21 protein-coding genes are annotated in these 24,071 nt (G+C 67.7%); 10 read left to right on the top strand and 11 right to left on the bottom strand.

The window, feature by feature from the left end:
• Window positions 1-125 precede the first annotated feature (125 nt).
• Window positions 126-743 (top strand): variant leucine-rich repeat-containing protein, encoded by a 618-nt coding sequence (locus ACWDPV_RS15690; protein ID WP_449743747.1) that lies wholly within the window; start codon window positions 126-128, stop codon window positions 741-743.
• 80 nt (window positions 744-823) lie between these two features.
• Here ACWDPV_RS15690 and panB read toward each other — a convergent pair whose 3' ends face one another.
• Complete coding sequence (panB, locus tag ACWDPV_RS15685) at window positions 824-1,690, bottom strand: 3-methyl-2-oxobutanoate hydroxymethyltransferase (RefSeq protein ID WP_449743746.1); 867 nt, start codon at window positions 1,688-1,690, stop codon at window positions 824-826.
• Between the two features lie 321 nt (window positions 1,691-2,011).
• Between panB and glnA (ACWDPV_RS15680) the strand changes: the two genes are divergently transcribed.
• The 4 genes from glnA (ACWDPV_RS15680) to ACWDPV_RS15665 all read left to right on the top strand — a co-directional run bounded on the left by glnA (ACWDPV_RS15680) (window position 2,012) and on the right by ACWDPV_RS15665 (window position 8,151).
• Window positions 2,012-3,352, top strand: coding sequence for a type I glutamate--ammonia ligase (gene glnA / locus ACWDPV_RS15680; RefSeq protein ID WP_449743745.1), 1,341 nt, complete (start codon window positions 2,012-2,014; stop codon window positions 3,350-3,352).
• 103 nt (window positions 3,353-3,455) lie between these two features.
• A complete protein-coding gene (locus ACWDPV_RS15675; RefSeq protein WP_449743744.1) occupies window positions 3,456-6,467 on the top strand; it encodes a bifunctional [glutamine synthetase] adenylyltransferase/[glutamine synthetase]-adenylyl-L-tyrosine phosphorylase in 3,012 nt (1,003 codons plus the stop codon).
• A gap of 2 nt (window positions 6,468-6,469) precedes the next feature.
• Window positions 6,470-7,411: an endonuclease/exonuclease/phosphatase family protein gene (locus ACWDPV_RS15670; RefSeq protein ID WP_449743743.1), complete on the top strand. Its 942-nt coding sequence runs from the start codon at window positions 6,470-6,472 to the stop codon at window positions 7,409-7,411.
• A gap of 83 nt (window positions 7,412-7,494) precedes the next feature.
• Entirely contained in the window at window positions 7,495-8,151 is a 657-nt protein-coding gene (locus tag ACWDPV_RS15665) for a biliverdin-producing heme oxygenase (RefSeq protein ID WP_449743742.1), read from the top strand.
• A 16-nt stretch (window positions 8,152-8,167) separates the two neighbouring features.
• Here ACWDPV_RS15665 and ACWDPV_RS15660 read toward each other — a convergent pair whose 3' ends face one another.
• Window positions 8,168-8,929: a TetR/AcrR family transcriptional regulator gene (locus tag ACWDPV_RS15660; protein WP_449743741.1), complete on the bottom strand. Its 762-nt coding sequence runs from the start codon at window positions 8,927-8,929 to the stop codon at window positions 8,168-8,170.
• Between the two features lie 99 nt (window positions 8,930-9,028).
• Here ACWDPV_RS15660 and ACWDPV_RS15655 point away from each other — a divergent pair, with 99 nt between their 5' ends.
• Entirely contained in the window at window positions 9,029-10,555 is a 1,527-nt protein-coding gene (locus ACWDPV_RS15655; protein ID WP_449743740.1) for an MFS transporter, read from the top strand.
• A 7-nt stretch (window positions 10,556-10,562) separates the two neighbouring features.
• On the opposite strand, the gene ACWDPV_RS15650 is transcribed toward ACWDPV_RS15655, so the two are convergent.
• The 3 genes from ACWDPV_RS15650 to glnA (ACWDPV_RS15640) form a co-directional block, all read right to left on the bottom strand.
• Window positions 10,563-10,976: a hypothetical protein gene (locus ACWDPV_RS15650; RefSeq protein WP_449743739.1), complete on the bottom strand. Its 414-nt coding sequence runs from the start codon at window positions 10,974-10,976 to the stop codon at window positions 10,563-10,565.
• A 79-nt stretch (window positions 10,977-11,055) separates the two neighbouring features.
• Window positions 11,056-11,241 (bottom strand): hypothetical protein, encoded by a 186-nt coding sequence (locus ACWDPV_RS15645; RefSeq protein ID WP_348804146.1) that lies wholly within the window; start codon window positions 11,239-11,241, stop codon window positions 11,056-11,058.
• 189 nt (window positions 11,242-11,430) lie between these two features.
• Window positions 11,431-12,864, bottom strand: a complete 1,434-nt coding sequence (gene glnA, locus ACWDPV_RS15640; RefSeq protein ID WP_348804145.1) for a type I glutamate--ammonia ligase — start codon at window positions 12,862-12,864, stop codon at window positions 11,431-11,433.
• Window positions 12,865-13,238: 374 nt separating this feature from the next.
• On the opposite strand from glnA (ACWDPV_RS15640), the gene ACWDPV_RS15635 reads away from it, so the two are divergent.
• Window positions 13,239-13,736, top strand: a complete 498-nt coding sequence (locus tag ACWDPV_RS15635; protein ID WP_449743738.1) for an RDD family protein — start codon at window positions 13,239-13,241, stop codon at window positions 13,734-13,736.
• A 74-nt stretch (window positions 13,737-13,810) separates the two neighbouring features.
• On the opposite strand, the gene ACWDPV_RS15630 is transcribed toward ACWDPV_RS15635, so the two are convergent.
• From ACWDPV_RS15630 to ACWDPV_RS15605, 6 genes are all read right to left on the bottom strand, one after another.
• The gene (locus tag ACWDPV_RS15630) at window positions 13,811-14,557 is read right to left on the bottom strand and encodes a DUF4191 domain-containing protein (protein WP_449743737.1); all 747 of its coding nucleotides are present in this window, start codon (window positions 14,555-14,557) and stop codon (window positions 13,811-13,813) included.
• Window positions 14,558-14,622: 65 nt separating this feature from the next.
• A complete protein-coding gene (gene lipA, locus ACWDPV_RS15625; RefSeq protein ID WP_449743736.1) occupies window positions 14,623-15,669 on the bottom strand; it encodes a lipoyl synthase in 1,047 nt (348 codons plus the stop codon).
• A complete protein-coding gene (gene lipB, locus ACWDPV_RS15620; RefSeq protein WP_449743735.1) occupies window positions 15,666-16,448 on the bottom strand; it encodes a lipoyl(octanoyl) transferase LipB in 783 nt (260 codons plus the stop codon). The genes lipA and lipB overlap by 4 nt, the downstream gene beginning before the upstream one ends.
• A 40-nt stretch (window positions 16,449-16,488) precedes the next feature.
• Window positions 16,489-17,376: a TIGR01777 family oxidoreductase gene (locus ACWDPV_RS15615; RefSeq protein WP_449743734.1), complete on the bottom strand. Its 888-nt coding sequence runs from the start codon at window positions 17,374-17,376 to the stop codon at window positions 16,489-16,491.
• Window positions 17,377-17,383: 7 nt separating this feature from the next.
• The gene (gene sucB / locus ACWDPV_RS15610; protein ID WP_449743733.1) at window positions 17,384-19,162 is read right to left on the bottom strand and encodes a 2-oxoglutarate dehydrogenase, E2 component, dihydrolipoamide succinyltransferase; all 1,779 of its coding nucleotides are present in this window, start codon (window positions 19,160-19,162) and stop codon (window positions 17,384-17,386) included.
• A gap of 221 nt (window positions 19,163-19,383) precedes the next feature.
• Complete coding sequence (locus tag ACWDPV_RS15605) at window positions 19,384-20,910, bottom strand: leucyl aminopeptidase (protein WP_449743732.1); 1,527 nt, start codon at window positions 20,908-20,910, stop codon at window positions 19,384-19,386.
• Between the two features lie 170 nt (window positions 20,911-21,080).
• On the opposite strand from ACWDPV_RS15605, the gene ACWDPV_RS15600 reads away from it, so the two are divergent.
• The 3 genes from ACWDPV_RS15600 (at window position 21,081) to ACWDPV_RS15590 (ending at window position 24,064) form a co-directional block, all read left to right on the top strand.
• Complete coding sequence (locus tag ACWDPV_RS15600; protein WP_449743881.1) at window positions 21,081-21,653, top strand: CHAP domain-containing protein; 573 nt, start codon at window positions 21,081-21,083, stop codon at window positions 21,651-21,653.
• A gap of 129 nt (window positions 21,654-21,782) precedes the next feature.
• A complete protein-coding gene (gcvT, locus tag ACWDPV_RS15595; protein WP_449743731.1) occupies window positions 21,783-22,892 on the top strand; it encodes a glycine cleavage system aminomethyltransferase GcvT in 1,110 nt (369 codons plus the stop codon).
• A gap of 65 nt (window positions 22,893-22,957) precedes the next feature.
• Window positions 22,958-24,064, top strand: coding sequence for a branched-chain amino acid aminotransferase (locus ACWDPV_RS15590; RefSeq protein WP_449743730.1), 1,107 nt, complete (start codon window positions 22,958-22,960; stop codon window positions 24,062-24,064).
• The last annotated feature ends 7 nt before the right edge of the window (window positions 24,065-24,071 follow it).

Below are 24,071 nucleotides of genomic sequence, written 5' to 3'. Positions count from 1 at the left end.
ACGGTGCGATGTGAGTTCGTCCGACCGGATGAAACCGGGCGGACGAACCGGGTGTGGGCGTCGGACTGCCGTAACGTGCGATGCGCGAAAGCGAACCGAGGCGCGGAAAGGACCACCAGTCGCCGATGATCGAACACATGCATCTGGCCGGACCGGCAGCGGTCGACGTCCTGGCCCGCCGCCGCGGCGGAAGCTACTCCATCTCCGGGAGCATCGGTTACATCATTGGCATCATCGTCCTGATCGCGGCAATCGCGGCGGGGAAGTGGCTGTGGCAGAACCGGGAGATGGTGGCCCGCCGACTTCGGCAGCTGCAAGCACTCGGAAACCAGAACTCGATGCCGCCCAACGGGATGTCACCGAATGCGATGCCGCCCGGCTCGATGCAGCCGGGGATGATGCCGCCGGTGTCTCCGTACGGTCAGATGCCGCCCGCCCCGGCGCCGACGGCGGGGCCGCCCATCGGAGCCGCGCCGCCACCGCCGCCGCCCCCGCCTCCCGCGTCGCCCCCGCCTCCCGCGTCGCCAGGTGCACCGCGCCCGGCTCCTGCTCCGGTCCCGCATGCGACGCCGGCACCGTCGGCTCCGGCCGCGTTGCCGGGCGATGTCCGGATGGCACGTGACCCGCAGACCCCTCGACACGTGCTGGTCCACATGGCCAACAACGCGCCGCAACTGCATCCGCATCTACTGGAGAATCCTGCGCTCGAACCCGGCCTGCGTCAGTGGTTGTCCACCCGCTGAGAAATCCCCGAAGATCACCGAACGCGACATGACGATGCCCGCCGATCACGGCGGGCATCGTCATGGTGGTATCGGGGAACTCAGTAGCTGTGCTCGGGGCCGGGGAAGACTCCGCGGCGCACCTCGTCGGCGTATTCGGCTGCGGCCGAACGGAGTTCACCGCCGACGTCGGCGAAGCGCTTGACGAACCTGGCGGTGCGGCCGTGGGTGAACCCGGCCATGTCCTGCCAGACGAGGACCTGTGCGTCGGTCTCGTTGCCCGCGCCGATACCCACGGTGGGGATGGTGAGCTTGCGGGTGATCTGGCCGGCGAGATCGGCCGGGACCATCTCCATGACGACGGCGAAGGCTCCGGCCTCCTGTACTGCGATGGCGTCGGCGATGGTCTGATCGGCGGCGTCGCCGCGGCCCTGGACGCGGAAACCGCCGAGTCCGTTGACGCTCTGCGGGGTGAACCCGATGTGGGCCATCACCGGGATGCCGGCGGCGGTCAGTGTGGCGATCTGATCCGCGACGCGTTCGCCGCCCTCGAGTTTGACTGCGTGGCAGCCGGTCTCCTTGAAGAAGCGCACCGCGGTCTCGAGGGCTTGCTGCGGGCCGGCCTCGTAGCTGCCGAAGGGGAGGTCGGCGACGACGAGGGCATGCGGTGCGCCACGGACCACGGCGCGCGCCAGCGGGATGAGTTCGTCGGTGCTGACCGGGATCGTGGTGTCGTAACCGAGGACGACGTTGGCCGCCGAGTCGCCGACGAGCAGGACCGGGATCTCGGCGTCGTCGAAGATTCGCGCGGTGGAGTAGTCGTAGGCGGTGAGCATCGACCATTTCTCGCCCTCGGCCTTCATCTGGGCGAGGTGATGAACGCGGGTGACTCGACGGCGCGCGGGTGCGGCGCCGGAATCTGCGGGAGTGGCCGGTGCGGACGCACCGTAGATGGAAACGTCGGACATCGTTGTCTCTTTTCTTCCTCGAGTCCTGCGTCGGCAGGTACCCGGGCGGGTGGGACAACCCATTGTCCCACCCGACGTTCACCCACAGGATGCCGTCGACTATGGGTTTGGTCACATCGGCGCCTCGGCGATCGGCGCGAATCACGAGCTGGTCGGCCGGGCGGGTCGCTTCCGGCCGTGGTCCATGACGCCCAGGGCCATGTTCCACGATGAGAGAACAGTCGTCCGAATCGCGAGACGAGATGTCGAAAGTTGCAGGATGTTGCGTTCGACTTGTGAACGTAACACGGATTTAACAGGGCATCCCTAATGTCGGCGGTCATGGATCGCCAAAAGGAATTCGTGCTCCGGACCCTCGAAGAGCGCGACATCCGATTCGTGAGGCTATGGTTCACCGACGTTCTGGGATATCTCAAGTCCGTCGCGATCGCGCCGGCAGAGCTCGAGGGAGCGTTCTCCGAAGGGATCGGGTTCGACGGCTCGGCCATCGAAGGGTTCTCGCGGGTGTCGGAGGCCGACACCATCGCCAAGCCGGATCCGTCGACCTTCCAGATCCTGCCCTGGACCACCTCGGCCGGCCGTCATCACTCCGCACGCATGTTCTGTGACATCGCGATGCCCGACGGCACCCCGAGCTGGGCGGATTCCCGGCACGTGCTGCGCCGGCAGTTGAACAAGGCCGCCGATCTCGGATTCAGTTGCTACGTCCACCCCGAGATCGAGTTCTTCCTCCTCAAGGACGCGCCGCTGGACGGCAGCGTGCCCACCCCGGCGGATTCGGGCGGTTACTTCGATCAGGCCGTCCACGACGCGGCGCCCAACTTCCGTCGACATGCCATCGAGGCGCTCGAATCGATGGGCATCTCGGTGGAGTTCTCCCACCACGAGGGTGCACCCGGGCAGCAGGAGATCGATCTGCGCTACGCCGACGCGCTCTCGATGGCCGACAACGTGATGACCTTCCGCTACGTCATCAAAGAGGTCGCCATCGACGAGGGCACCTGGGCGACGTTCATGCCCAAGCCGTTCAGCGATCACCCGGGCTCGGCGATGCACACCCATATGAGCCTGTTCGAGGGCGAGACCAACGCGTTCCACAACCCCGACGATCCGATGCAGCTCTCCGACACCGGCAAGAAGTTCATCGCCGGCATCCTGCATCACGCCGCCGAGATCAGCGCGGTCACCAATCAGTGGGTGAACAGCTACAAGCGCCTCATCCACGGCGGTGAGGCCCCCACCGCGGCCACCTGGGGCGGCGCCAACCGGTCGGCGCTCATCCGCCTGCCGCTTTACACCCCCAACAAGGCGTCCTCGCGGCGCGTCGAGGTGCGCAGCCCCGACTCGGCCTGCAACCCCTACCTCACCTTTGCGGTCCTGCTCGCCGCCGGACTCAAGGGCATCGCCGAGGATTACGAACTCCCCGACGAGGCCGAGGACGACGTCTGGGCGCTGACCCCGGCGGAGCGTCGCGCCATGGGATACAAGGAACTGCCCGGCAGCCTCGCCGACGCGCTGCAGGCGATGGAGTCCTCCGAACTCGTTGCCGAAGCCCTCGGCGAGCACGTCTTCGAGTACTTCCTGCGCAACAAGTGGACCGAATGGACCAACTACCGCAGCCTGGTCACACCGTTCGAACTGAGGAATTACCTGCCGCTGTGACGCCGGTGCGCCCGGCACATCGGGCAACCGGCGCGCAGTTCGGCAGACACGCTGAAGGGGGACCGGCGTCGGTGTCCGGCGTGCGGGGCGTTATTTTCGTGGGGTGACATCGCTCCACGGTCGAGGTGCCGTCCCCAGCGCCGGGCGGTTGGGTCTGCTCAACTCGTCCGCGCCCGCCGACCTGGCCGAGTTGGGGTGGGATTCGGAGACGTCGATCGATCTGCTGTGGGCGCTGTCGCGGGCGCCCGACGCCGATCTGGCCCTGCGCGCGCTGACCCGGCTCCGTGCCGCCGCCGCGCCGGGCGACTGGGATGAGATCGATACCTTGCTGCGGGCGGACAAGGGGTTTCGAGGGCGGCTCTTCGGGATTCTCGGTTCCTCCGACGCCCTCGGCGATCACCTCGTCGCCGAGTCGTCGTCGTGGCGCACGCTCATCTCCGACACGCTCCCGAGCCTCGACGAGATCTACTCCTCGATGCTGGCGTCGGTCGACGCGGTGGCCGAACCCGGTGAACTGGAGAAGGGCAACAAGGTCTTTCGGGCCGGGTTCAGTGGGCCCAAGGCGGTTGTGGCGATGCGGCTGGCTTACCGTGACCTGATCCTGCAGCTCGCCGCGCACGACGTCGCCTCCACCGTCGAGGACGAGCAGGTGATGTGGTTCCCCGAGGTCGGGGCGTTCCTGGCCGATCTCGCCGACGCGGCATTGACCACCGCACTGGCGGTGGCCATCCGAGAGGTGTGCGGTGACGCGCCGTTGACCGTTCGGCTCGGAGTCATTGCGATGGGCAAATGCGGTGCGCGCGAACTGAATTACGTCAGCGACGTCGACGTGGTGTTCGTCAGCGAACCCGCCGACGGCCGCTCGGCCCGCATCGCCGGTGAGCTGATGCGGGTCGGATCGCTCGCGTTCTTCGAGGTCGACGCGGCGCTGCGCCCGGAGGGCAAGGCCGGGGCACTGACCCGCACGCTCGAATCACACATCGCCTATTACGACCGGTGGGCCAAGACCTGGGAGTTCCAGGCCCAGCTCAAGGCCCGGCCGATGACCGGCGACCTGGAACTGGCCAACGCGTACTACGAGGCGATCAACCCGCTCGTCTGGCAGGCGGCCGAACGCGAGGACTTCGTGCACGAGGTGCAGGCGATGCGTCGCCGCGTGGAGGAACTCGTCCCCGAGGACGAACGAGAACGCAACCTGAAGCTGGGCAGCGGCAGCCTGCGTGACGTCGAATTCGCCGTGCAACTGCTGCAGATGGTGCACGGCCGGGTCAACGAGAACCTCCGCGTCCGCGCCACCGTCGACGCGCTCGAGGCGCTGACCGCCGGTGGCTACGTGGGACGCGACGACGGGGCCAACCTCATCGCGTCGTACCAGTTCCTGCGGCTCCTCGAACATCGACTCCAGCTGCAGAAGATGACGCGGACCCATCTGCTGCCCGAGTTCGACGACGACGAGAGCATGCGGTGGCTCGCGCGCGCGGCCCACATCCGACGCGAAGGCGACCTGGACGCCACGGCGGTGTTGCGTCGCCAGATCAAACACCAGGCGCTGCGGGTGCGTCGGCTGCACCAGAAACTCTTCTACCGGCCGCTGTTGGAGGCCGCGACCCGCTTCAACCCCGAGGAACTGACGCTCAGCGACAACTCCGCCGAGCGGCGTCTGGCCGCGCTGGGCTACGCCCAGCCCGAGCGGGCGCTCAGCCACATCCGGGCCCTCGCATCGGCGCCGGGGCGACGCGGTCAGGTGCAGTTGCTGATCCTGCCGCAGCTCCTCGAGCACATCGGCGACACCCCGGACCCGGACGCCGGACTGCTCAATTACCGCCGGCTCTGTGAGGAGATGGACAACGACTGGTTCCTGCGGCTGCTCCGCGACGACGGTGTGGTCGCCGAACGCCTGATGAAGGTGTTGGGGACCTCCGAGTTCATCGCGAATCTGCTGATGCGCTCGCCGGAGGTCATCCACCTCTACTCCGACGGGGCCAACGGGCCCAAACTCTGCGAGGCCCGCCCCGAGGACGTGGCCAAGGGCCTCGTCGCCTCCGCGGTGCGCCAGACCGATCTGCAGCGGGCTGTCGCCGTGGCGCGGTCGCACCGCCGTGCCGAACTGGCCCGCATCGCCTCGGCCGACGTCCTGGGAATGATGGATGTGCCGCAGGTCTGCCATGCCTTGTCGAGCATCTGGGCCGCGGTCCTCAACGCGGCGCTCACCGTTGCCACCAACGCCTCCGAAGCGGAACGGGGCGCGGCGGCGCCGGCGCTCATCGCGGTCATCGGTATGGGGCGTCTGGGCGGACTGGAGCTGGGCTACGGCTCCGACGCCGACGTGCTGTTTGTCTGCCAGCCCAAACCCGGCGCCGACGAGCAGGTCGCGGTGCGCTGGGCGCAGGGCATTGCCGAACGGGTCCGGTCGATGCTGGGTTCGCCCAGTCAGGATCCGCCCCTGGTGGTCGACACCGGTCTGCGTCCCGAGGGGCGCAACGGGCCGGTGGTGCGCACCCTGGCGGCGTACGAGGCGTACTACGAGCAGTGGGCCCAGCCGTGGGAGATCCAGGCATTGCTGCGGGCCCATCAGGTGGCCGGCGACAATCAACTCGGCATCGACTTCCTGCACATGGCCGACCGAATCCGGTACCCGGCCGGCGGGGTGTCGTCGGCGGCGGTGCGTGAGATCCGGCGGATCAAGGCCCGCGTCGACTCCGAACGGCTGCCGCGAGGCGCCGACCCGGCCACCCACACCAAACTGGGACGCGGGGGACTCGCCGACGTCGAGTGGACCGTGCAGCTCATGCAGCTGCGCTACGCCCACCGATACGCGTCCCTGCACAACACCTCGACCCTGCAGACCCTCGACGCGATCGGTTCTGCGGAACTGCTGGGGGAGAACGACGTCGCGACCCTCAAACAGGCATGGCTGACCGCGACCAAGGCCCGCAACGCGCTGGTCCTGGTGCGTGGTAAACCGGTCGATCAACTGCCGGCGCCCGGAAAGCAGTTGCGGCAGATCGCTTTTGCGGCCGGATGGCCGGAGGATCAGGCGGCGGAGTTCCTGGAGAACTACCTGCGGGTGACCCGCCGGGCAAAGAACGTGGTGCGCAAGGTCTTCGGGGCCTAGCAGTGCGCAGACTGCTTGCCTTCGTCGCGATCACCATCGGATGGATCCTGCTCGCGGCCACCGGCGTCGCCGACTTTCTACACTTCTTCACCTCCCGTGGCACCTATGCGATCTACGCCACCGCACTGGTCCCGCTGACGATCGTGACCGGCGTGGCGGCGTTCGTGTTCTTCCTCGTGCTTCGGCGGTGGGTGGCGCTGGCGCTGACGGTCGTCGCGATCGCGGTGTTGTGCTTCACGCAAGGACCGCTCTGGGTGTCCCAGACCGCCCCCGCCGGTGACCGTTTCACCGTGGTCACCGCCAATCTTCAGTTCGGCGGTGGCAACGTCGACGACGTCGCGGCGGCCGCTGCGGACGCCGACCTCGTCTCCTTGCAGGAGGTCACCCCGGAGGCACTCGCCCGGGTCCGCGAAAGTGCGCTGGCACAACGACTTCGGTATGAGTACGCGATTCCGGGACCGCAGGCCGCAGGCACCGTCCTGCTCAGCAGTCGGCCACTCACCGACGAGCAGCGTATCCCCAACATGGTGCTCAACAATCTCTCCGCACGTACCCCGGTCCCGGGCGCGCGGTCGACGAGAGTGCTGGCGGTGCACACGCCGGCGCCGTTGAGCGGGCATGCCGGCGACTGGGCGCAGGACATGGGCCTGCTCAAAGCGCAACTCCAGGCTTTACCCGACGGCCCGGTGATCGTGGCCGGCGACGTCAACGCGACCTGGGATCACGTGCAGTACCGAGACCTCTTGACCGACGGATTCGCCGACACCACCTCCCAGGCCGGGGCCGGATGGCGCCCGACCTTCCCGACCGATCGATTCGGTGACCGACCTCTCGCGGCGATCGATCACGTGATCGTGCGCGGGTTCATTGCGACCTCGGTGCGGACGTTCTCGGTGTCGGGGTCGGACCATCGGGGTGTGGTGGTCACCCTGGTGGCCGCCTGACCGTCCGCGCCGGGGGCTGGTGGTGTGATCAGGTTTGCCACACCTTTCCTCCGTCGTGCCCAGGGTGGTATCAAAGGTGCATCATGACGTCGATTTCCGATCCCCCCGCCACGGTCCCCCCGGCCACGGTGTCCGCGCGGCTGCGTGCGGCCACCGCGGTGGCACATGAGCAGGCCGAGAGTTCCCCGTTTATCGACGACCTGATGTCGGGCCGACTCGATGTCGATGCGTACGCCGGGCTGGCGCAGCAACTGCTGTTCGTCTATCGCGCTCTGGAAGATGTCGGGGATCGGCTCGCCGGTGACCCGGTGGCCGACGCGGTCCGTGACGAGAGGCTACGGCGGGTCCCGCGGCTGACGGCCGATCTCACCGCCCTGGGTGTGGACGTCGATGCCCTCACTCCTTCGCCGGCGGTGGTGGGCTATGTTTCGGCGATCGAGGCCACCGCGGTCGACCCGGCTCGCTACGTCGCCCACCACTACACGCGGTACCTCGGCGACCTCAGCGGGGGACAGGTCGTCGCGCACCGGATGCGTCAGCATTACGGCGTCGACGACGCCGCGCTGACCTTCTACGCCTTCGACATCGACAAGCTCAAGCGCTACAAGGATTCCTACCGGGACAGCCTCGACGCGCTGCCCCTCGATGCCGAGGGCGTCGACCGTCTCGTCGACGAGGCGATCGGGGCGTTCGGCCACAATCAGGCGCTCTTCGCCGACCTGGCGGCCGATCGCGACTGATCGTTTGGTGGATGGCTCACGCGCGCTCGATCGTGTGCGCCAGTCCGTCGAGAATCACCTCGAGCCCGAATTCGAGTTGCTCGGTCACGAAGTCGTCGTTGTCGTCGGTCAGCCGGGCGTCGCCCACCGCACCGAGCAGCGCGGGATAGTGGGTGTCGTCGATGAGGTGGACGACCATCTCCTCATAGCTCATCGCCGACGGGGATTCCGGGCGGGCGCTGCCGAGCAGGCCCATCTGCGTCGCCTGCCGGAGGGTCTGACGGACGAAACCGTCGACGAGCAGGAGTGCGTTCATCTTGTGCTGACCCGAGAGCGCTGTGCCGTCGAAGCAGCGGATGCCGGCCTCGGTCCAGGACAGGACGTTGGGGCCCACCGGCGGCCGCGACATCGGGATCTCGGTGAGCCAGGGCCGTCGTCGTAGGTCCGCCGCAGCCGTCATGGCCCACTCGCCGATGCGCTCGCGCCAGGTTCCGCGAGTGCCCAGCGCGTCGTCGGCGGGGCCGTATGCCTCGTCGACGAGCAGGTCGATGATGTCGGCCTTGCTGTCGACGTAGCGATACAACGCCATGGTGCTCAGCCCGACGGCGTCGGCGATGGCCTTCATCGACACCGCCTCCCACCCCCGTTCGTCGGCGACCGACACCGCGGCGCGGGCGATGTCTCGGACGGTCAGCGCCGGTCTCGGGCCGCGTTTGGTCGTCGGAACCGAACGACCCCACAACGCTGCGATCGATCTCGGGAGGGATGCGGCGACGTCCGCGTCGTCGGATGAGGGCATGCCTCCATCGTACTAATTGCTTGTGCTGTACGCAGATAACTCCTATCATCTGGATATGACATAAACAGTATGTGTCATACGCAGAAAGGAGTTGTTCTCATGACCTCTCGTTCCCCGTGGCTGTCGGTGGTGATCCTCTGCCTACCGATGCTGATCGTCTCGATGGATGTCTCGGTGCTGTTCTTCGCCGTGCCCTACATCGCGGCCGACCTCAATCCTTCTCCCGTGCAACAACTCTGGATCTTCGATGTCTACGGCTTCGTTCTCGCCGGGCTCCTGCTGACCATGGGGTCGGTGGCCGATCGGGTCGGGCACCGACGGCTGTTGATGTGGGGCGCAGCGGGATTCGGCGCCGCCTCCGTCCTCGCGGCGACAGCCTCTTCGCCGGCGATGCTCATCGGTGCGCGCGCCGTCCTGGCGATGTCGGGTGCCACGCTCATGCCCACCACGCTGGCCCTCATCAAGTACGTCTTCGACGGTGACGACGCGCGCCGGGCCAAGGCCATCGCGACCTGGAATGCCGTGCTGGCGGGCGGAGTGGCCGTCGGCCCCATCATCTCCGGACTACTCCTCGAGCACTTCTGGTGGGGATCGGTTTTCCTGATCAACCTGCCGGTGATGGCGCTGCTGCTGATCGTGGCGCCGTTCGTGCTTCCCGGGGCGACGGCGGTGGCCGGGCGGCACGTCGACCTGCCCAGCGCGGTGCTGGCGCTGGCCGGTGTGCTGCCGACGGTGTACGCGCTCAAGGAGTTGGCCGCGAACGGCTGGTCACCACAGCGTGGCCTGATGCTGGTCGTCGGTGTGGTGGCATTGTGTGCCTTCGTTGTTCGCCAGCAGCGTCTGACGGTACCGATGCTCGATCTCGGGCTTCTGGCACAACGGCGGTTCGCGGTGTCGGTCACGACGAATCTGGTGTGCATGTTCGCGCTGCTCGGCAACTCGGTGATCGTCACCCAGTATCTGCAGTCGGTGCTCGGCTACAGTCCGCTGCGGGCCGCGGTGTGGAGTGTGCTGCCGACGGTGGCGGTTGCCGTCGCCGCGCCGGTCGCGGTGAGCGCCGCCGCACGCATGGGAAGGCCCGTGGTGATGATCAGCGGGCTACTCGTGGGGGTCGGGGGATATGTGGTGCTCGCGTTCTCCGGAACACACACCTTGATCACGGCGCTCGTCGGATCGGCACTGCTCGCGTCGGGGATCGTCGCGACGACGTCGGTGGTGGCCGATCATGTCGTCGGTCTCGCCCCGACGGAACGCGCAGGTGCCACGGCCGGACTCTTGGAGACCACCAGCGAACTCGGCGGCGCGCTCGGTATCGCGGTGCTCGGTAGTGTCGTGAGCGTGGTGTATCGGTCGGCGTTCCCCTCCGCGGCAGGATCGGGGGCGGCGGCGGACAGTCTCGCCGGTGCCGTCGCCCAGTCTCATTCGCTGCCGCCCGGCGACGCCGCAACAGTGGTGGACGCGGCACGTGCCGCGTATGTGAGCGGGATGTCGGCGGCGGCGTGGACCGGCGCCGCGGTGCTCCTCGCCTGCGCGGCACTGGTCGCATGGGCAACCTGGATGCCCCGTCGACGGCTTCGGCGCGTCGAACCACTGGGGATCGTTGCGCCGATCGGAGGCCGCGGGTGAGTGGTGGTCAGTTCTTGGCGTCGGACGCGTTCTCGCGGGCTTCGCGGATGCCGGCCTTGGCGAGCAAGAAGGGAACGACGAGAGTCGCGAGCGCGGTCACCAGCCACACGATGACGGTGGCGGCGATCCAGGTGGGGATGCCGGTGATCGAGATGCCGTCACCGACGGGGAGCAACTGCGTCAGCAGCAGGGCGACGAAGGTGGACACCAGCCCGACTCCACCGAGCAGCGCCTCGGCGTTCTTGGCGACGAACTTGGTGATGAACGGTCCCAGAATCAGTTGTGCCGCAGAAAAAATCACCAGCGCGAGCAGAAATCCGGCCCAGTGGATCGTCATATCGTCGAGCACCGCGGTGGCGACCAACAATCCGATGGCCGCCGAGATCAGATACACGAGCGTGCGGATGAGTATGCGGATCATGGCCTCACCCTAAGACGGTCTCGTCATGTTCTGTGGTTCTGTGGGAGAACTCGGCGTGTGCGAAACGCCGGCGAATTCGTCAGAGAACTTCGACTTTTGAGCCGGTCTTGAGAACGAATTGCTCGCGATCATCGGAGCTGTGGACGAGTTCGACGAGGCGCTCGTCGGTTCCATGCGGGACCTGCTTGCGCACGACAGCGGTAACGCCGTCCACGCTGATGCGATCACCGGGAGCCAAATCTTCAACAAAAAGCATACGGGACATGTGGGAAAGGTTACGGCCTGCGCTGTGATTGCGTGAGAGGAAAAGGTCCCGCGTGGGATCCTTCACACACAGTTGACGTAACGGCCGGGATTTTGACGATTCTCTCGCATCCGGATGCCGAATGGCCCACCGGCAATGCCGGTGGGCCATTGGATTCCGTGCATGCGGCCGGGTCACCGACCGTCCGCGTCAGCAGTCGTAGTAGAGCGCGAACTCATACGGATGCGGACGGATCTGCACCGGCTCGATCTCGTTCTCGCGCTTGAGCGCGATCCAGGTCTCGATGAGGTCCTCGGTGAACACGCCACCGGCGGTGAGGTATTCGTGATCCTCTTCGAGCTTGTCGATGACCGCCGACAGCGAGGTCGGGGCCTGCGGGATGCCCTTGGCCTCCTCCGGCGGGAGCTCGTAGAGGTCCTTGTCGACGGGCTCGTGCGGCTCGATCTTGTTCTTGATGCCGTCGAGACCGGCCATCATCATCGCCGCGAAGGCCAGGTACGGGTTACCCGAGCTGTCCGGGCAACGGAACTCGAGGCGCTTGGCCTTCGGGTTGTTGCCGGTGATCGGGATACGCACGCACGCGCTGCGGTTTCGCTGGCTGTAGACCAGGTTGATCGGGGCCTCGTAGCCGGGCACCAGACGCTTGTAGGAGTTCACCGTCGGGTTGGTAAAGGCCAGCAGCGACGGGGCGTGGTGCAGGATGCCGCCGATGTAGTAACGCGCCAGGTCCGACAGGCCCGCGTAGCCTGCCTCGTCGTGGAACAGCGGCTTGCCGTCCTTCCACAGCGACTGGTGGGCGTGCATGCCCGAGCCGTTGTCACCGAAGAGCGGCTTCGGCATGAAGGTGACCGTCTTGCCGTTGGCGTATGCGGTGTTCTTGATGATGTACTTGAACAGCAGAACGTCGTCGGCCGCATGCAGCAACGTGTTGAACTTGTAGTTGATCTCGGCCTGGCCACCGGTGCCGACCTCGTGGTGACCGCGCTCGAGCTCGAAACCCGCGTTGGTCAGGTTGGTCGACATCTCGTCGCGCAGGTCGACGTAGTGGTCGTAGGGGGCCACCGGGAAGTACCCGCCCTTGGGGCGGACCTTGTAGCCGAGGTTCGGGCTGCCGTCCGGGTCGGTCGGCGAACCGGAGTTCCACCAGCCCGATTCGGACTCGACCTCGTAGAAGGTGCCGTTCATCTGCGAGTCGAAGGCGACCGAGTCGAAGATGTAGAACTCGGCCTCGGCGCCGAAGAAGCAGGTGTCGGCGATGCCGGTGGAGGCGAGGTAGTCCTCGGCCTTGCGGGCGACGTTGCGCGGGTCGCGGCTGTAGGCCTCGCGGGTGAACGGGTCGTGGACGAAGAAGCTGACGTTCATCGTCTTGGCCTTGCGGAACGGGTCGATCCGCGCGGTGGCCGGGTCGGGCAGCAGCATCATGTCCGACTCGTCGATCGACTGGAAGCCGCGGACCGACGATCCGTCGAACGCCAGACCGTCCTCGAACACCGACTCGTCGAACGCCGAGGCGGGAATCGAGAAGTGCTGCATCACACCGGGCAGGTCGCAGAAGCGGATGTCGACGTACTCGACACCCGACGACTTGATGCCCTCGAGAAGTTCTTCGTTGCTGCTGTACACCGTGCGGTGACTCCTTCATGTTGTCGGGGTCAGGCCGCGTGAGCGTGACCTGACACGCCTGGTCCGCTTTCGAGAGGCGACAGCGGATCTCAGACTGAACCGTATGGACGTGACGTTGCCCGTACGTCAAAGCCATGTTTCTCGTGTGTTACGCGGATCTGGCGGTCGGGGCGTCGTACCCAGTGCAACTATTCCGTATCGACCACGCGGGGGGAAAGGGATCCCCCTCATTGCCCTCGTGGACCAACCCCGGGCGGGATCGGGCGCGGCGGCCGGGCCCACAATCAGGCCTCTACCATGGGACTCATGCACGATCCGGAGTTCTGTTCCCGTCCTATCGCCACGTCGACGTCACCGGCGGAGGTGATCTGCTGATGGGACGCGCCACCGGATCGTGGTTGTCGGGTCCACAGTCCAGCCGGCCCGTCGATCTCGAGTACCGCGGTGCCGATCTCGGGCTGCCCGAGTGCGGGCCGGGTTCCCTGGTCGGGGGCTGGCCGCGCACCCTCGCACTGCTCATCGACTGGCTGATCGGCGGCGGGTTGGCCCTGCTGTTCGTGAGCTTCGGTTCACCCAACCTCGGCCTGGCGGTCCTCGCGGTCTGGTTCGTCATCGGCGTGGTCTCGGTGACGCTCTTCGGATTCACGCCCGGCCAGTTCGCCGTGGGGATCCGGGTGGCCCGCGTCGATCACGGACCCGACCGGATGGCCGACGAGGTGGCCGGCGCCGTGCCGATCGCGTCGGTCGGGCCGATCCGGGCTCTGGCGCGTCAGGTGCTGATCGTGTTCCTGGTGCCCGCACTCATGAACGATTACAACGGCCGCGCCCTGCACGACCGCGCCACCGGCACGGCGATGGTGCACACGCGCTGACGCGGGAGTTGCCGGATCGGTGCGCCGATCCGGTCATCACTCACTGCGGGGCCCATCGAGGGGCGGATGGACGCTCAGGCGCCCCGACGGCGCGCGGTGCGCTGCATGCTGCGCACCTTGGCGTTGCCCGGGATCGGACCCTTGGGCATACCCGGGCCCGGCTGGCGGCTGCCGAGCGCCGACAGGCGGCCCTCGAGGGTTTCCATCCGCTTGCGATCGATGTTGCCGGGCAGCTTGTTCAGGTGACGTTCGAGCTTGGACAGCGGCACCTGGCCGTCGTCGTTGCCGACCATGATCTCGTAGATCGGGGTATCACCGACGACGCGGGCCACCTTCTTCTTCTCTTGTCCGAGAAGGGTCTTCACGCGGGCGGAGGAGCCCTCGCCGACGAGGATCACACCCGGCTTGCCGATCACCCGGTGCACGGCGTCGAGATGTGAGGTGCCGGTGACGGCCTGCTGGACTCGCCACTGACCGCGCATATTGGACAGCGCCCATCCGGCCGCACCGGGCTGGCCCTCGGCCTTGGTGTACACGGTCTTCTGGACGCGTCGCCCGAAGAGCAGGAAGGCGGCGAGGATGCCGAGCACGACGCCGAGCGGGATCAACAACCACGGAGAGCCGATCAGCAGGCCGATGACCACGAAGATCGCCACGATCAGCACGAAGAGGCCGACCATGTACGGGATCAGCCGTTTGTCTTCCTTGCGCTGCATCTGGAAGGCCTGCCAGAGCTGCGTGATGCGCTCCTTGCTTGCCTGCCTACGGGCCTTCCTCGCGGCCTTCTTGTCCTCTTTGCTCGCCGCCTGCGCCTTTGCCATGCCCTCCAGGATACGTCCGAACCGGACGCGATCGACACGTGGTCACGACTCGGGGTGAACAGTCGTCAGCGGGCCAGTCGGGTCATCAGCGACGAGGCCTCCTGGCTGGCCGAACCCTCGGCGGCGAGGTGCGCGAGGGAATCGGAAAGTGTGCGGCCGTGGTGGGCCATCGCCTGCGCGTAGAGCCGTCCGGCGCGATAGGACGAGCGGACCAGCGGACCGGCCATCACCCCGGCGAACCCGATCTCCTCGGCGAACTCCGAGTGATCGACGAACTCCTCCGGCTTGACCCACCGCTCGACCGGATGATGCCGCGGCGAGGGACGCAGGTACTGGGTGATCGTCAGGATGTCGCAGCCTGCCTCGTGCAGGTCGACGATCGCCGACTGCACCTCCTCGGGGGTCTCGCCCATGCCGAGGATCAGGTTGGACTTGGTGACCAGACCGAAGTCACGCGCCTGGGTGAGGACGTCGAGTGACCGCTCGTAGCGGAACGCCGGCCGGATCCGCTTGAAGATTCGCGGCACGGTCTCCAGGTTGTGTGCGAGCACCTCGGGACGGGCGTCGAAGACTTCGTCGAGCAGATCGGGCTTCGCATGGAAATCGGGGATCAGGTTCTCCACGCCGGTACCCGGGTTCAGCCGATGGATCGCCCGGACCGTCTCGGCGTAGAGCCACGCACCCTCGTCCGGCAGGTCGTCGCGCGCGACACCGGTGATCGTCGAATACCGCAGACCCATCGCCTGCACGCTCTCGGCGATGCGGCGCGGTTCGTCACGATCGAGTTCGGCAGGTTTACCCGTGTCGATCTGGCAGAAGTCGCAACGTCGGGTGCACTGCTCGCCGCCGATGAGGAAGGTGGCCTCGCGGTCCTCCCAGCATTCGAAGATGTTGGGGCAGCCTGCTTCCTCGCAGACCGTGTGCAGCCCTTCGCGTTTCACCAGCCCCTTGAGCTCGGTGTACTCCGGGCCCATCGTGGCCCGCGTCTTGATCCAGCTCGGCTTGCGTTCGATCGGGGTCTGCGCGTTGCGGACCTCGAGGCGCAACAGTTTGCGGCCTTCGGGCGGTACGCCGGGGGAGGCGGACTGGGGGGTATCGGGTGCCACGGTCACTGCTCCGATCCTACGCGCGGCGTACGAGCGTCACCGTCTGCAGCCGACGATGTGGGCCGGTCGATCGCGTCGAGGACCGCGGTGATCACCTCGTCGGTGATCGCGGCGACGGTGACCGGGTGAGAAGACTCACGCGACAGCGAGGTGACCCCGGCGTCGGCGATGCCGCACGGGACGATCGCGTCGAAGGCGCTCAGATCGGGGTCGACGTTGAGTGCGAACCCGTGCAGCGCGACACCGCGCGCGACCCGGATGCCGATCTGACCGAGTTTGCGTTCGGGGCTTCGGCCCGGCGCCGGCGTGACGTCGGGACCGTCGATCACCCAAACCCCGGAACGTCCCTCGACCCGAGTGGTGGCGACGCCGCGACCGGCGCACACCGCCATCAACGCGGCCTCCAACCGGCGCACGTACTCGACGACGTCAAGGGGTTCGGCGAGCTTGACGATCGGGTAGCCGACGAGCTGTCCCGGACCGTGCCAGGTAATCCGGCCGCCGCGGTCGACGTCGATCACCTCGGCGCCGTTGGTCGGGCGATCGGAGTCCTCCGTGCGCTTACCCGCGGTGTAGATCGAGGGGTGCTCCAGGACCAGCAGCAGATCGTGATCGAGGGTGCCCTCGGCGCGCTCGGCGGCCAGCCGGTGCTGCAGGTCGTAGGCCTCGCGGTAGCCGAGCACACCCAGGTGGCGGACCTCGACCGGCGTCGACGCCGACCGCACCGATATCCGGCGGTCGCCGGGTGCGGGGGAGGTGGACTTCTCGTCGAGATCAGTGGCCATGTGCGTGGTCCGGTGTGGCGGTGTTAATCGGTGGGTGAGATCAGTGGCCATTGGCGTAGTCCAAGGCCGCGGCGATTGTCGGGTGGGTGAATTCGAAGTCGTGATCGGTCAGCACAGCGGGTGCAACGCGTTGGGAGGCCAGAACCATTTCCTCGATCATCTCACCGCCGACCGCCCGCGCCGCGAACGCCGGGACCGCGAACAGGGTGGGACGGTGCACGGACGAACCCAGTGCGTCGACGAAGGTGGCGAAATGCACGGCCGACGGCGCGCACAGGTTGACCGGGCCGCTGATCTGCGACTCGAGCACGAAAGTGATCGCACGCACCTCGTCGAGCAGTGAGATCCACGAAAAGTACTGTCGCCCATTGCCTATCGTGCCACCGAGCCCCAGCTTGAACAGCGGTCGCAACCGCGACAGGATGCCACCGTTGCGGGCGAGGACGGGCGCCGTGCGTAACAGCGCCAGACGGGTGTCGGTGCCGACGTTGTCGGTGGCGGCCTTCTCCCAGTCGGTGGTCAGCTCGGCGAGGAATCCGGAGCCGGCGTCGTCGGCCTCGGTGACCACCCGATCGCCGGTGTCACCGTAGAAACCGGTGGCGCTGGCGGAGATCAGGGTCGGCACGCCGGCGTCGCGGACGGCTTCGGCGATCACCTGGGTCGGGGTGATCCGGGAGTCGCGGAGCTCCTGTTTGAACCGTCCGCTCCACCGGCCGTTGCCGATCCCGACACCGCCGAGACTGATCACCGCGTCGACGCCGTCGAGGGCCTCGTCCGGCACCCCGAACGATTCCGGGTCCCAGCTGAACTCGCCGGGTTCGGACGCCTCGCGCCGGACCAGTCGCCGGACGGTGTGGCCGGCGGATTCCAGCGCCGGAGCCAGGGCCGAACCGATCAGGCCCGAGGCTCCGGCGAGGGCAATCCGCATCGTGGCCTTAGAGCCCGAGGTCGGCGGCGAACTCGCCGGCCTCGAGTCGCTTCTTGATGGTCGTCAGGAAGCGACCGGCGTCGGCACCGTCGATGAGGCGGTGATCGTAGGTCAGCGGCAGATACGACATCGACCGCACGGCGATCGACTCCGAGCCGTCGGTGGTGATGACGACCGGACGCTTGACGATCGCACCGGTGCCGAGCATCGCCGCCTGCGGCGGGACCAGGATCGGGGTGTCGAACAAGGCGCCCTGGCTACCGATGTTGGTGATGGTGAACGTGCCACCGGCCAACTCGTCGGGCTTGAGGCCATTGCTGCGGGCGCGTGAGGCGATGTCGGCGATAGCGCGGGCCAGCCCGGCGATCGAGAGATCGTCGGCGTTGTGGATCACCGGTGACAGGAGTCCCTGTGGAGTGTCCACGGCGATACCGAGATGCACCTTGTCGTAGTAGGTGATCTCCTTCTTGTCCTCGTCGATGGAGGCGTTGACGTTCGGATGCAGCTTGAGCGACTCGACGACGGCCTTCGCGATGAACGGCAGGAAGGTGAGGTTGACCCCCTCGGACGCCTTGAACGAATCCTTGGCGGCCTTGCGCAGCGTCACGATCTTGGTCATGTCGACCTCGAAGACCTGGGTGAGCTGCGCGCTCGTCTGCAGCGACTCGCGGGTCTTCTTCGCGGTGATCTGCCGAATCCGGTTGATCTTCTGGGTGGTGCCGCGCAGCGCCGCCAGGTCGGGGTTGACCTCCGGGGACGCCTTCGGCGCGGCGGCGGGAGCGGCTGCCGGTGCGGGGGCGGCCGGTGCCTGCGGCTCGGGTGCCGGCGCCTTCTTGGCCTCGGCCGCGGCGAGCACATCCTGCTTGCGTATGCGACCGCCGACGCCGGTGCCCTTGAGGCTCGACAGGTCGATGTCGTTCTCGGCGGCCAGCTTGCGCACCAGAGGCGTCACATACGGCGTCGACTGCAGATCGTTGGAATCATCTGCGGGAGGAGCGGATTCGACCTTGACCGGTTGGGCCTCCGTCTTGGCCGGGGTCGGCGCGGCCTCTTCCTTCACGGGTTCCGGCTCGGGCTCGGGCTCGGGTTCCGGCTCCGGCTCGGGAGCGGAGGTGGCCGCGGAGGCATCGCCGATCACCGCGAGCTTGCCGCCGACCTCGACGACGTCATCCTCCTGCGCGAAGATCTCCAGCAGCGTGCCGGCGACCGGTGACGGGATCTCGGTGTCGACCTTATCGGTCGAGACCTCCAGCAGCGGTTCGTCTTCGGCGACCTCGTCGCCGACGGCCTTGAGCCAGTTGGTCACGGTGCCCTCGGTGACCGACTCGCCCAGCGCGGGCATCACCACATCGGTTCCGGAGGCGCCGCTGCCGCCGTTGGCGGCGGGCTTCTCGGCGGGGGCGTCGGCCTCGGTCGACGGTGCTTCGGCAGCCTCGTCGGGTTCACCGGCGGCGGTGGGCTCGTCGCCCCCCGCCGAATCGTCGGAGCCCGAATCGTCGGAGCCCGAATCGTCCGAGCCCGAATCGCCGGAATCGCCCGCGGACTCGCCGGCCTCACCGATCAGCGCCAGTTCGCCGCCGATCTCGACGACGTCGTCCTCCTGGGCGATGATCTTGGTCAGCACGCCCGATGCCGGGGCGGGGATCTCCGTGTCGACCTTGTCGGTGGAGACCTCCAGCAAGGGCTCGTCGGCCTCGACCGTGTCGCCTTCCTCCTTCAGCCACCGGGTGACTGTCCCCTCGGTGACACTCTCACCAAGGGCGGGCATTTGGACGGAGAAGGCCATTGCTGTTGACTCCTGAACTCGACGCGGTGGGTCCGATGATCCGGTGGGCCGACGGTGTGTGCGCCATCGGTCCCGGGCGGCGTCTGGGTGGTCGGCCGCCCTCCGGTTAAACCCTACCCGGCGAGGGTCGGCCAGTCCTGACGTGTCCGAACATTCGGTGCCCGTGTGTTGACCGCCGCCACGGCCGGGATGTTGTTGCCGCGCCCCGCGGCGACCGGGCCTCAGCCGTTCTCGGCGATGTCCTCGAGGACCCGTGCGATCGTCCGAACCGGTACGCCCGTACCACCCTTGGGGGTGTATCCCCAGGGGCCGCCGGTGTTGAAAGCCGGTCCGGCGATGTCGATGTGGGCCCACTGGACTCCTTCGGGCACGAACTCCTTGAGGAAGAGTCCGGCCGCGAGCATGCCGCCCCAGCGGGCCGGGGTGACGTTGGCGATGTCGGCGACACGGGACTTGAGGTCGGCGCGCAGCTCCGCCGGCAGTGGCATCGGCCAGGCGTTCTCGCCGACCTCCTGGGACAGGGTCGCCACGCGATCGCGGAACTCGTCGGTACCCATCACACCGGGGGTGCGGGTGCCCAGGGCCACCATCTGCGCCCCGGTGAGGGTGGCGGTATCGATCAGGTAGTCGGGGTCATCCTCGCCGGCGCGCACCATCGCGTCGGCCAGCACCAGACGGCCCTCGGCGTCGGTGTTGAGGACTTCCACTGTCATCCCGCCGTACTGGGTGAGCACGTCACCGGGACGCTGCGCGGTTCCCGACGGCATGTTCTCGGCCATCGGCACCGTCGCGGTCACCGACACCGGCAACTCCAGGCGCGCGGCCAGGATCGTCGTGGCGATCACCGCGGCCGCGCCTCCCATGTCCGAGGTCATCTGATCCATGTTGGCGGCCGGTTTGATGGAGATGCCACCGGTGTCGAAGGTGATGCCCTTGCCGACGAGGGCGACCTTCTTGGCCGACTTCTTGCCGGTGTAGCTGAGCCGGACCAGTCGTGGCAGCCGCGACGAGCCCTTGCCGACACCCACGATGCCGCCGTAGCCGCCCTTCTCCAGGGAGTCGAAGTCGAGGATCTCCACCTTGAGGCCGGCCTTCGATCCGAGGGCGCGGGCACGTTCGGCGAACTCCTCCGGATATAGATGACTCGGCGGGGTGTTGACGAAGTCGCGGGCGATCGCGACCGAATCGGCCACCGCGAGCGCGTGCGCGAGATCGGACTTGGTTGTCTTGGACGCGGAATCGACGAGCAGGTCGATGGTGGCGGGCGGGAGTTTCTTCGGCGCCGACTTCTCCGAGCGGAATTCGTCGAAGCTGTACGCGCCGAGGAACAAGCCCTCGGCCGCGGCCTGCAGGTCGGCGGCGGCCAACGTGGTGGCGACCTGATCGAAGCCGTCGAGGGCGCGGGCCACCACGCCGGCGGCCTGACGCACCTTCTCGCGATCGTCGGCCGACGCCTCGTCGCCGAGGCCGACGGCCACGACGACGGAGACCCCGAGTGATTCCGGCGCGGCGATCCGGGTGACCTCACCGTGCGATCCGGTCGCGCCGAGCGCCGCGAGCCCGGCGCTGATCTGGGCGGCCTGCGCGTCGTCGAGGACGTCGGCGGCCAGCAGCAGCGTGGGGGACTCCTCGGTATCGCCGGCGGCCGACAACAGGCCCACGACGAGTGCCTCGTCCTTCTTGTCCAGCGACGTGGTCAGGGTGATCTGGGGGCCGCGCGTGCGGTCGACGTTCTCGTTCTTGCTCACCCGGTCCACATTGCCACAGCGACGTCGCCCGGGTGGCCCGTCATTCGCGCGTCGGAGGGTTACGGCCGGGGTCACTGCGTGCACGTCGCCGTCCTTCTATTCTCGGCACGGTGAGATCTGCGGTGAACTCGCCACGGTCGCGGACGCGATGGGCCCTCGGTATCGGCGTGCTGCTCGTCGTCGCCTGCGTGGCCGCGGTGATCGGGGTGCGGGCGGTGGGCGGTGACGGCGATCCGTTGTCGCGGGCGGTCGGTGCGCTGGTGCCGTCGGCCCGGCCCGCCTTCCCCGCCGTCGACACCGCCACGCTCGACCCTCAGCGGCGCGCGATCATCGAGGCCGTTCACCGCGAATACGACGCGAACGCGCCCGCGACCACCTTCTCCGAGGGCGTCAACGAACCGTGGTGCGCCGACTTCGTCAGCACCGTGATGCGCGAATCCGGTGTGCCGCTGCGCAATCCGAATTCGGGTTCCTGGCGCATCCCGGGTGTGGCGACGCTGACGGACTACCTGCGCGATTCCGGCCGCTGGCGCGGGGCACAGTACCGTCCGCAACCTGGCGACATCGTCGTCTACGACCACCCGAGCCCCTGGGGGCAGCACACCAACATCGTCGTCGCGGTCGACGGCGATCGGGTGAGCACCGTCGGCGGCAATCAGCCGCCGGACGGCATCACCCTGCACACCACCGATCTGGGTGCCGACGCGGGGGTGCAGGGTTTCGGTGTGCCGGCCGCCGGATAGCGGACCGGTGGCATACGGGCTGTGGCATACGGGCTGTGGCATACGGACGGTGGCATACGGACGGTGACACACGGACAGTGACACACGGACTGGGCGGCGGACCCGGCGGGACGCGGTAGGTTCTAGGCCATGACTGAGCTTCTGGCCGGACCGATCGCAGACCGTCATCAGGCCCTCGGCGCCTCCTTCGCCGAGTTCGGTGGGTGGGACATGCCGGTGTCGTACTCGGGCACCGTCGCCGAGCACACCGCGGTGCGCGAGGCGGTCGGCATCTTCGATGTCAGCCACCTCGGCAAGGCGCTCGTGGCCGGGCCCGGAGCCGCCGACTTCGTCAACGCCACGCTCACCAACGACCTCGGCAAGATCGGCGTCGGCAAGGCTCAATACACGTTGTGTTGCAACGATTCCGGTGGCGTCGTCGACGACCTGATCGCCTATCTCGTCGGGCCCGACGAGGTTTTCCTGGTGCCGAATGCCGCCAACACCGCGTCGGTGGTGGCGGCGCTGACGGCGGTCGCCCCCGATGGGGTGACGGTAACCGACCAGCACCGCGACTTCGCGGTGTTTGCGGTGCAGGGACCGAAGAGTCCCGAGGTGCTCGCCGCCGTCGGTCTGCCCACCGACATGGAGTACATGGCCTTCGCCGATGCCGACCTGTCCGTCGGCGACGCCGCCTACCCCGTGCGGGTGTGCCGGACCGGGTACACCGGCGAACGCGGCTACGAGATCCTGCCGCGGTGGGACGACGCCGGCGCGGTGTTCGACGCCCTGCTGACCCAGGTCAGTGCGGCCGGTGGCCTGCCCGCCGGCCTCGGCGCCCGGGACACGTTACGCACCGAGATGGGGTATGCGCTGCACGGTCACGAACTGTCCGTGGACATCACGCCCATCCAGGCCCGGTGTAGCTGGGCGGTGGGCTGGGGCAAACCCGAATTCTTTGGTCGCGCAGCACTATTGGCGGAGAAGGAAGCCGGACCGAAGCGCCGGCTCTACGGTCTGCGCGCCACCGGTCGCGGCGTGCCCCGGGCCGGATGTGCGGTGCTCGGCGGACCCGGCGGCGAGGTGATCGGAGAATGCACATCCGGCACCTTCTCCCCGACCCTGAAGCAGGGCATCGCGCTCGCGCTGATCGACACCGCGTCCGGTGTCGGCAAGGGTGCGCAGGTCGTCGTCGACGTGCGCGGGCGAGAGCTTCCCGTCGAGGTCCTCATCCCGCCGTTCGTGCCGTCGCACGTGTAGCGTCCGCTCACCGCACGCGACGGGCGGGGGAGAAACACGTTGCGCGGCGGCGGTACCATTGGCCAATGACCTTGCAGTTCACCCGTACCGAGCATCCCCATCCGGTGTCGGAGTCGCAGCGCGCGGACATTCTCGCCGCGCCCGGTTTCGGCAAGTACTTCACCGACAACATGGTGATGGTGGATTACGACGTAGACCGCGGGTGGCACAACGCGAAGGTGACGCCCTACGGTCCGATCGCGCTCGACCCGTCGGCGATGGTGCTGCACTACGGCCAGGAGGTCTTCGAAGGACTCAAGGCCTACCGGCAGCCCGACGGCTCGATCGCCGCGTTCCGCCCGGAGGCCAACGGCCTGCGTCTGCAGCGGTCGGGAGAACGGCTGGCGATGCCGCCGCTGTCGGTCGAGGACTTCCTCGGCTCACTGCGTGCACTTCTCGACGCCGACAATGAGTGGGTGCCCGCCGCCGGCGGCGAAGAGGCGCTCTACCTCCGCCCGTTCATGTTCGCCTCGCAGGCCGGACTCGGCGTCAACGCGCCGTCGTCGGAATACCGGTACTGCGTCATCGCCTCACCGGCAGGCGCCTACTTCTCCGGCGGCATCCGGCCCGTCAGCGTGTGGCTGTCCACCGAGTACGTCCGCGCGGTGCCCGGCGGCACCGGCTTCGCCAAGTGCGGCGGAAACTATGCCGCGAGCTTTCTCGCCCAGCAGCAGGCCACCGCCAAGGGATGCGATCAGGTCGTGTGGCTCGACGCCGTCGAGCGCCGCTTCATCGAGGAGATGGGCGGCATGAACCTGTTCTTCGTGTTCGGTTCCGGAGCCGATGCCCGCCTGGTCACCCCGGAGCTCACGGGATCGCTGCTGCCCGGTATCACCCGGGAATCGCTGCTGACCCTCGCCATCGATGCCGGATTCGCCGTCGAGGAACGCAAGATCTCAACCGAGGAACTGCGCAAGGGCGTGGCCTCCGGAGACATCACCGAGGTGTTCGCCTGCGGCACCGCCGCCGTGATCACCCCCGTCGGCCACGTCAAGAGCGAGACAGACGACTACGCCATCGGCGACGGTCAACCGGGTGAGGTGACCCTCGCACTGCGTGACACCCTTACAGGCATCCAGCGCGGAAAGTTCGCCGACACCCACGGCTGGATGACGGAGCTCTACCGGCGCTGAGCGCGGG

The organism is Gordonia sp. NPDC003504 (genome assembly GCF_053587995.1).
This window is presented reverse-complemented; position numbering and strand designations above follow the sequence as displayed.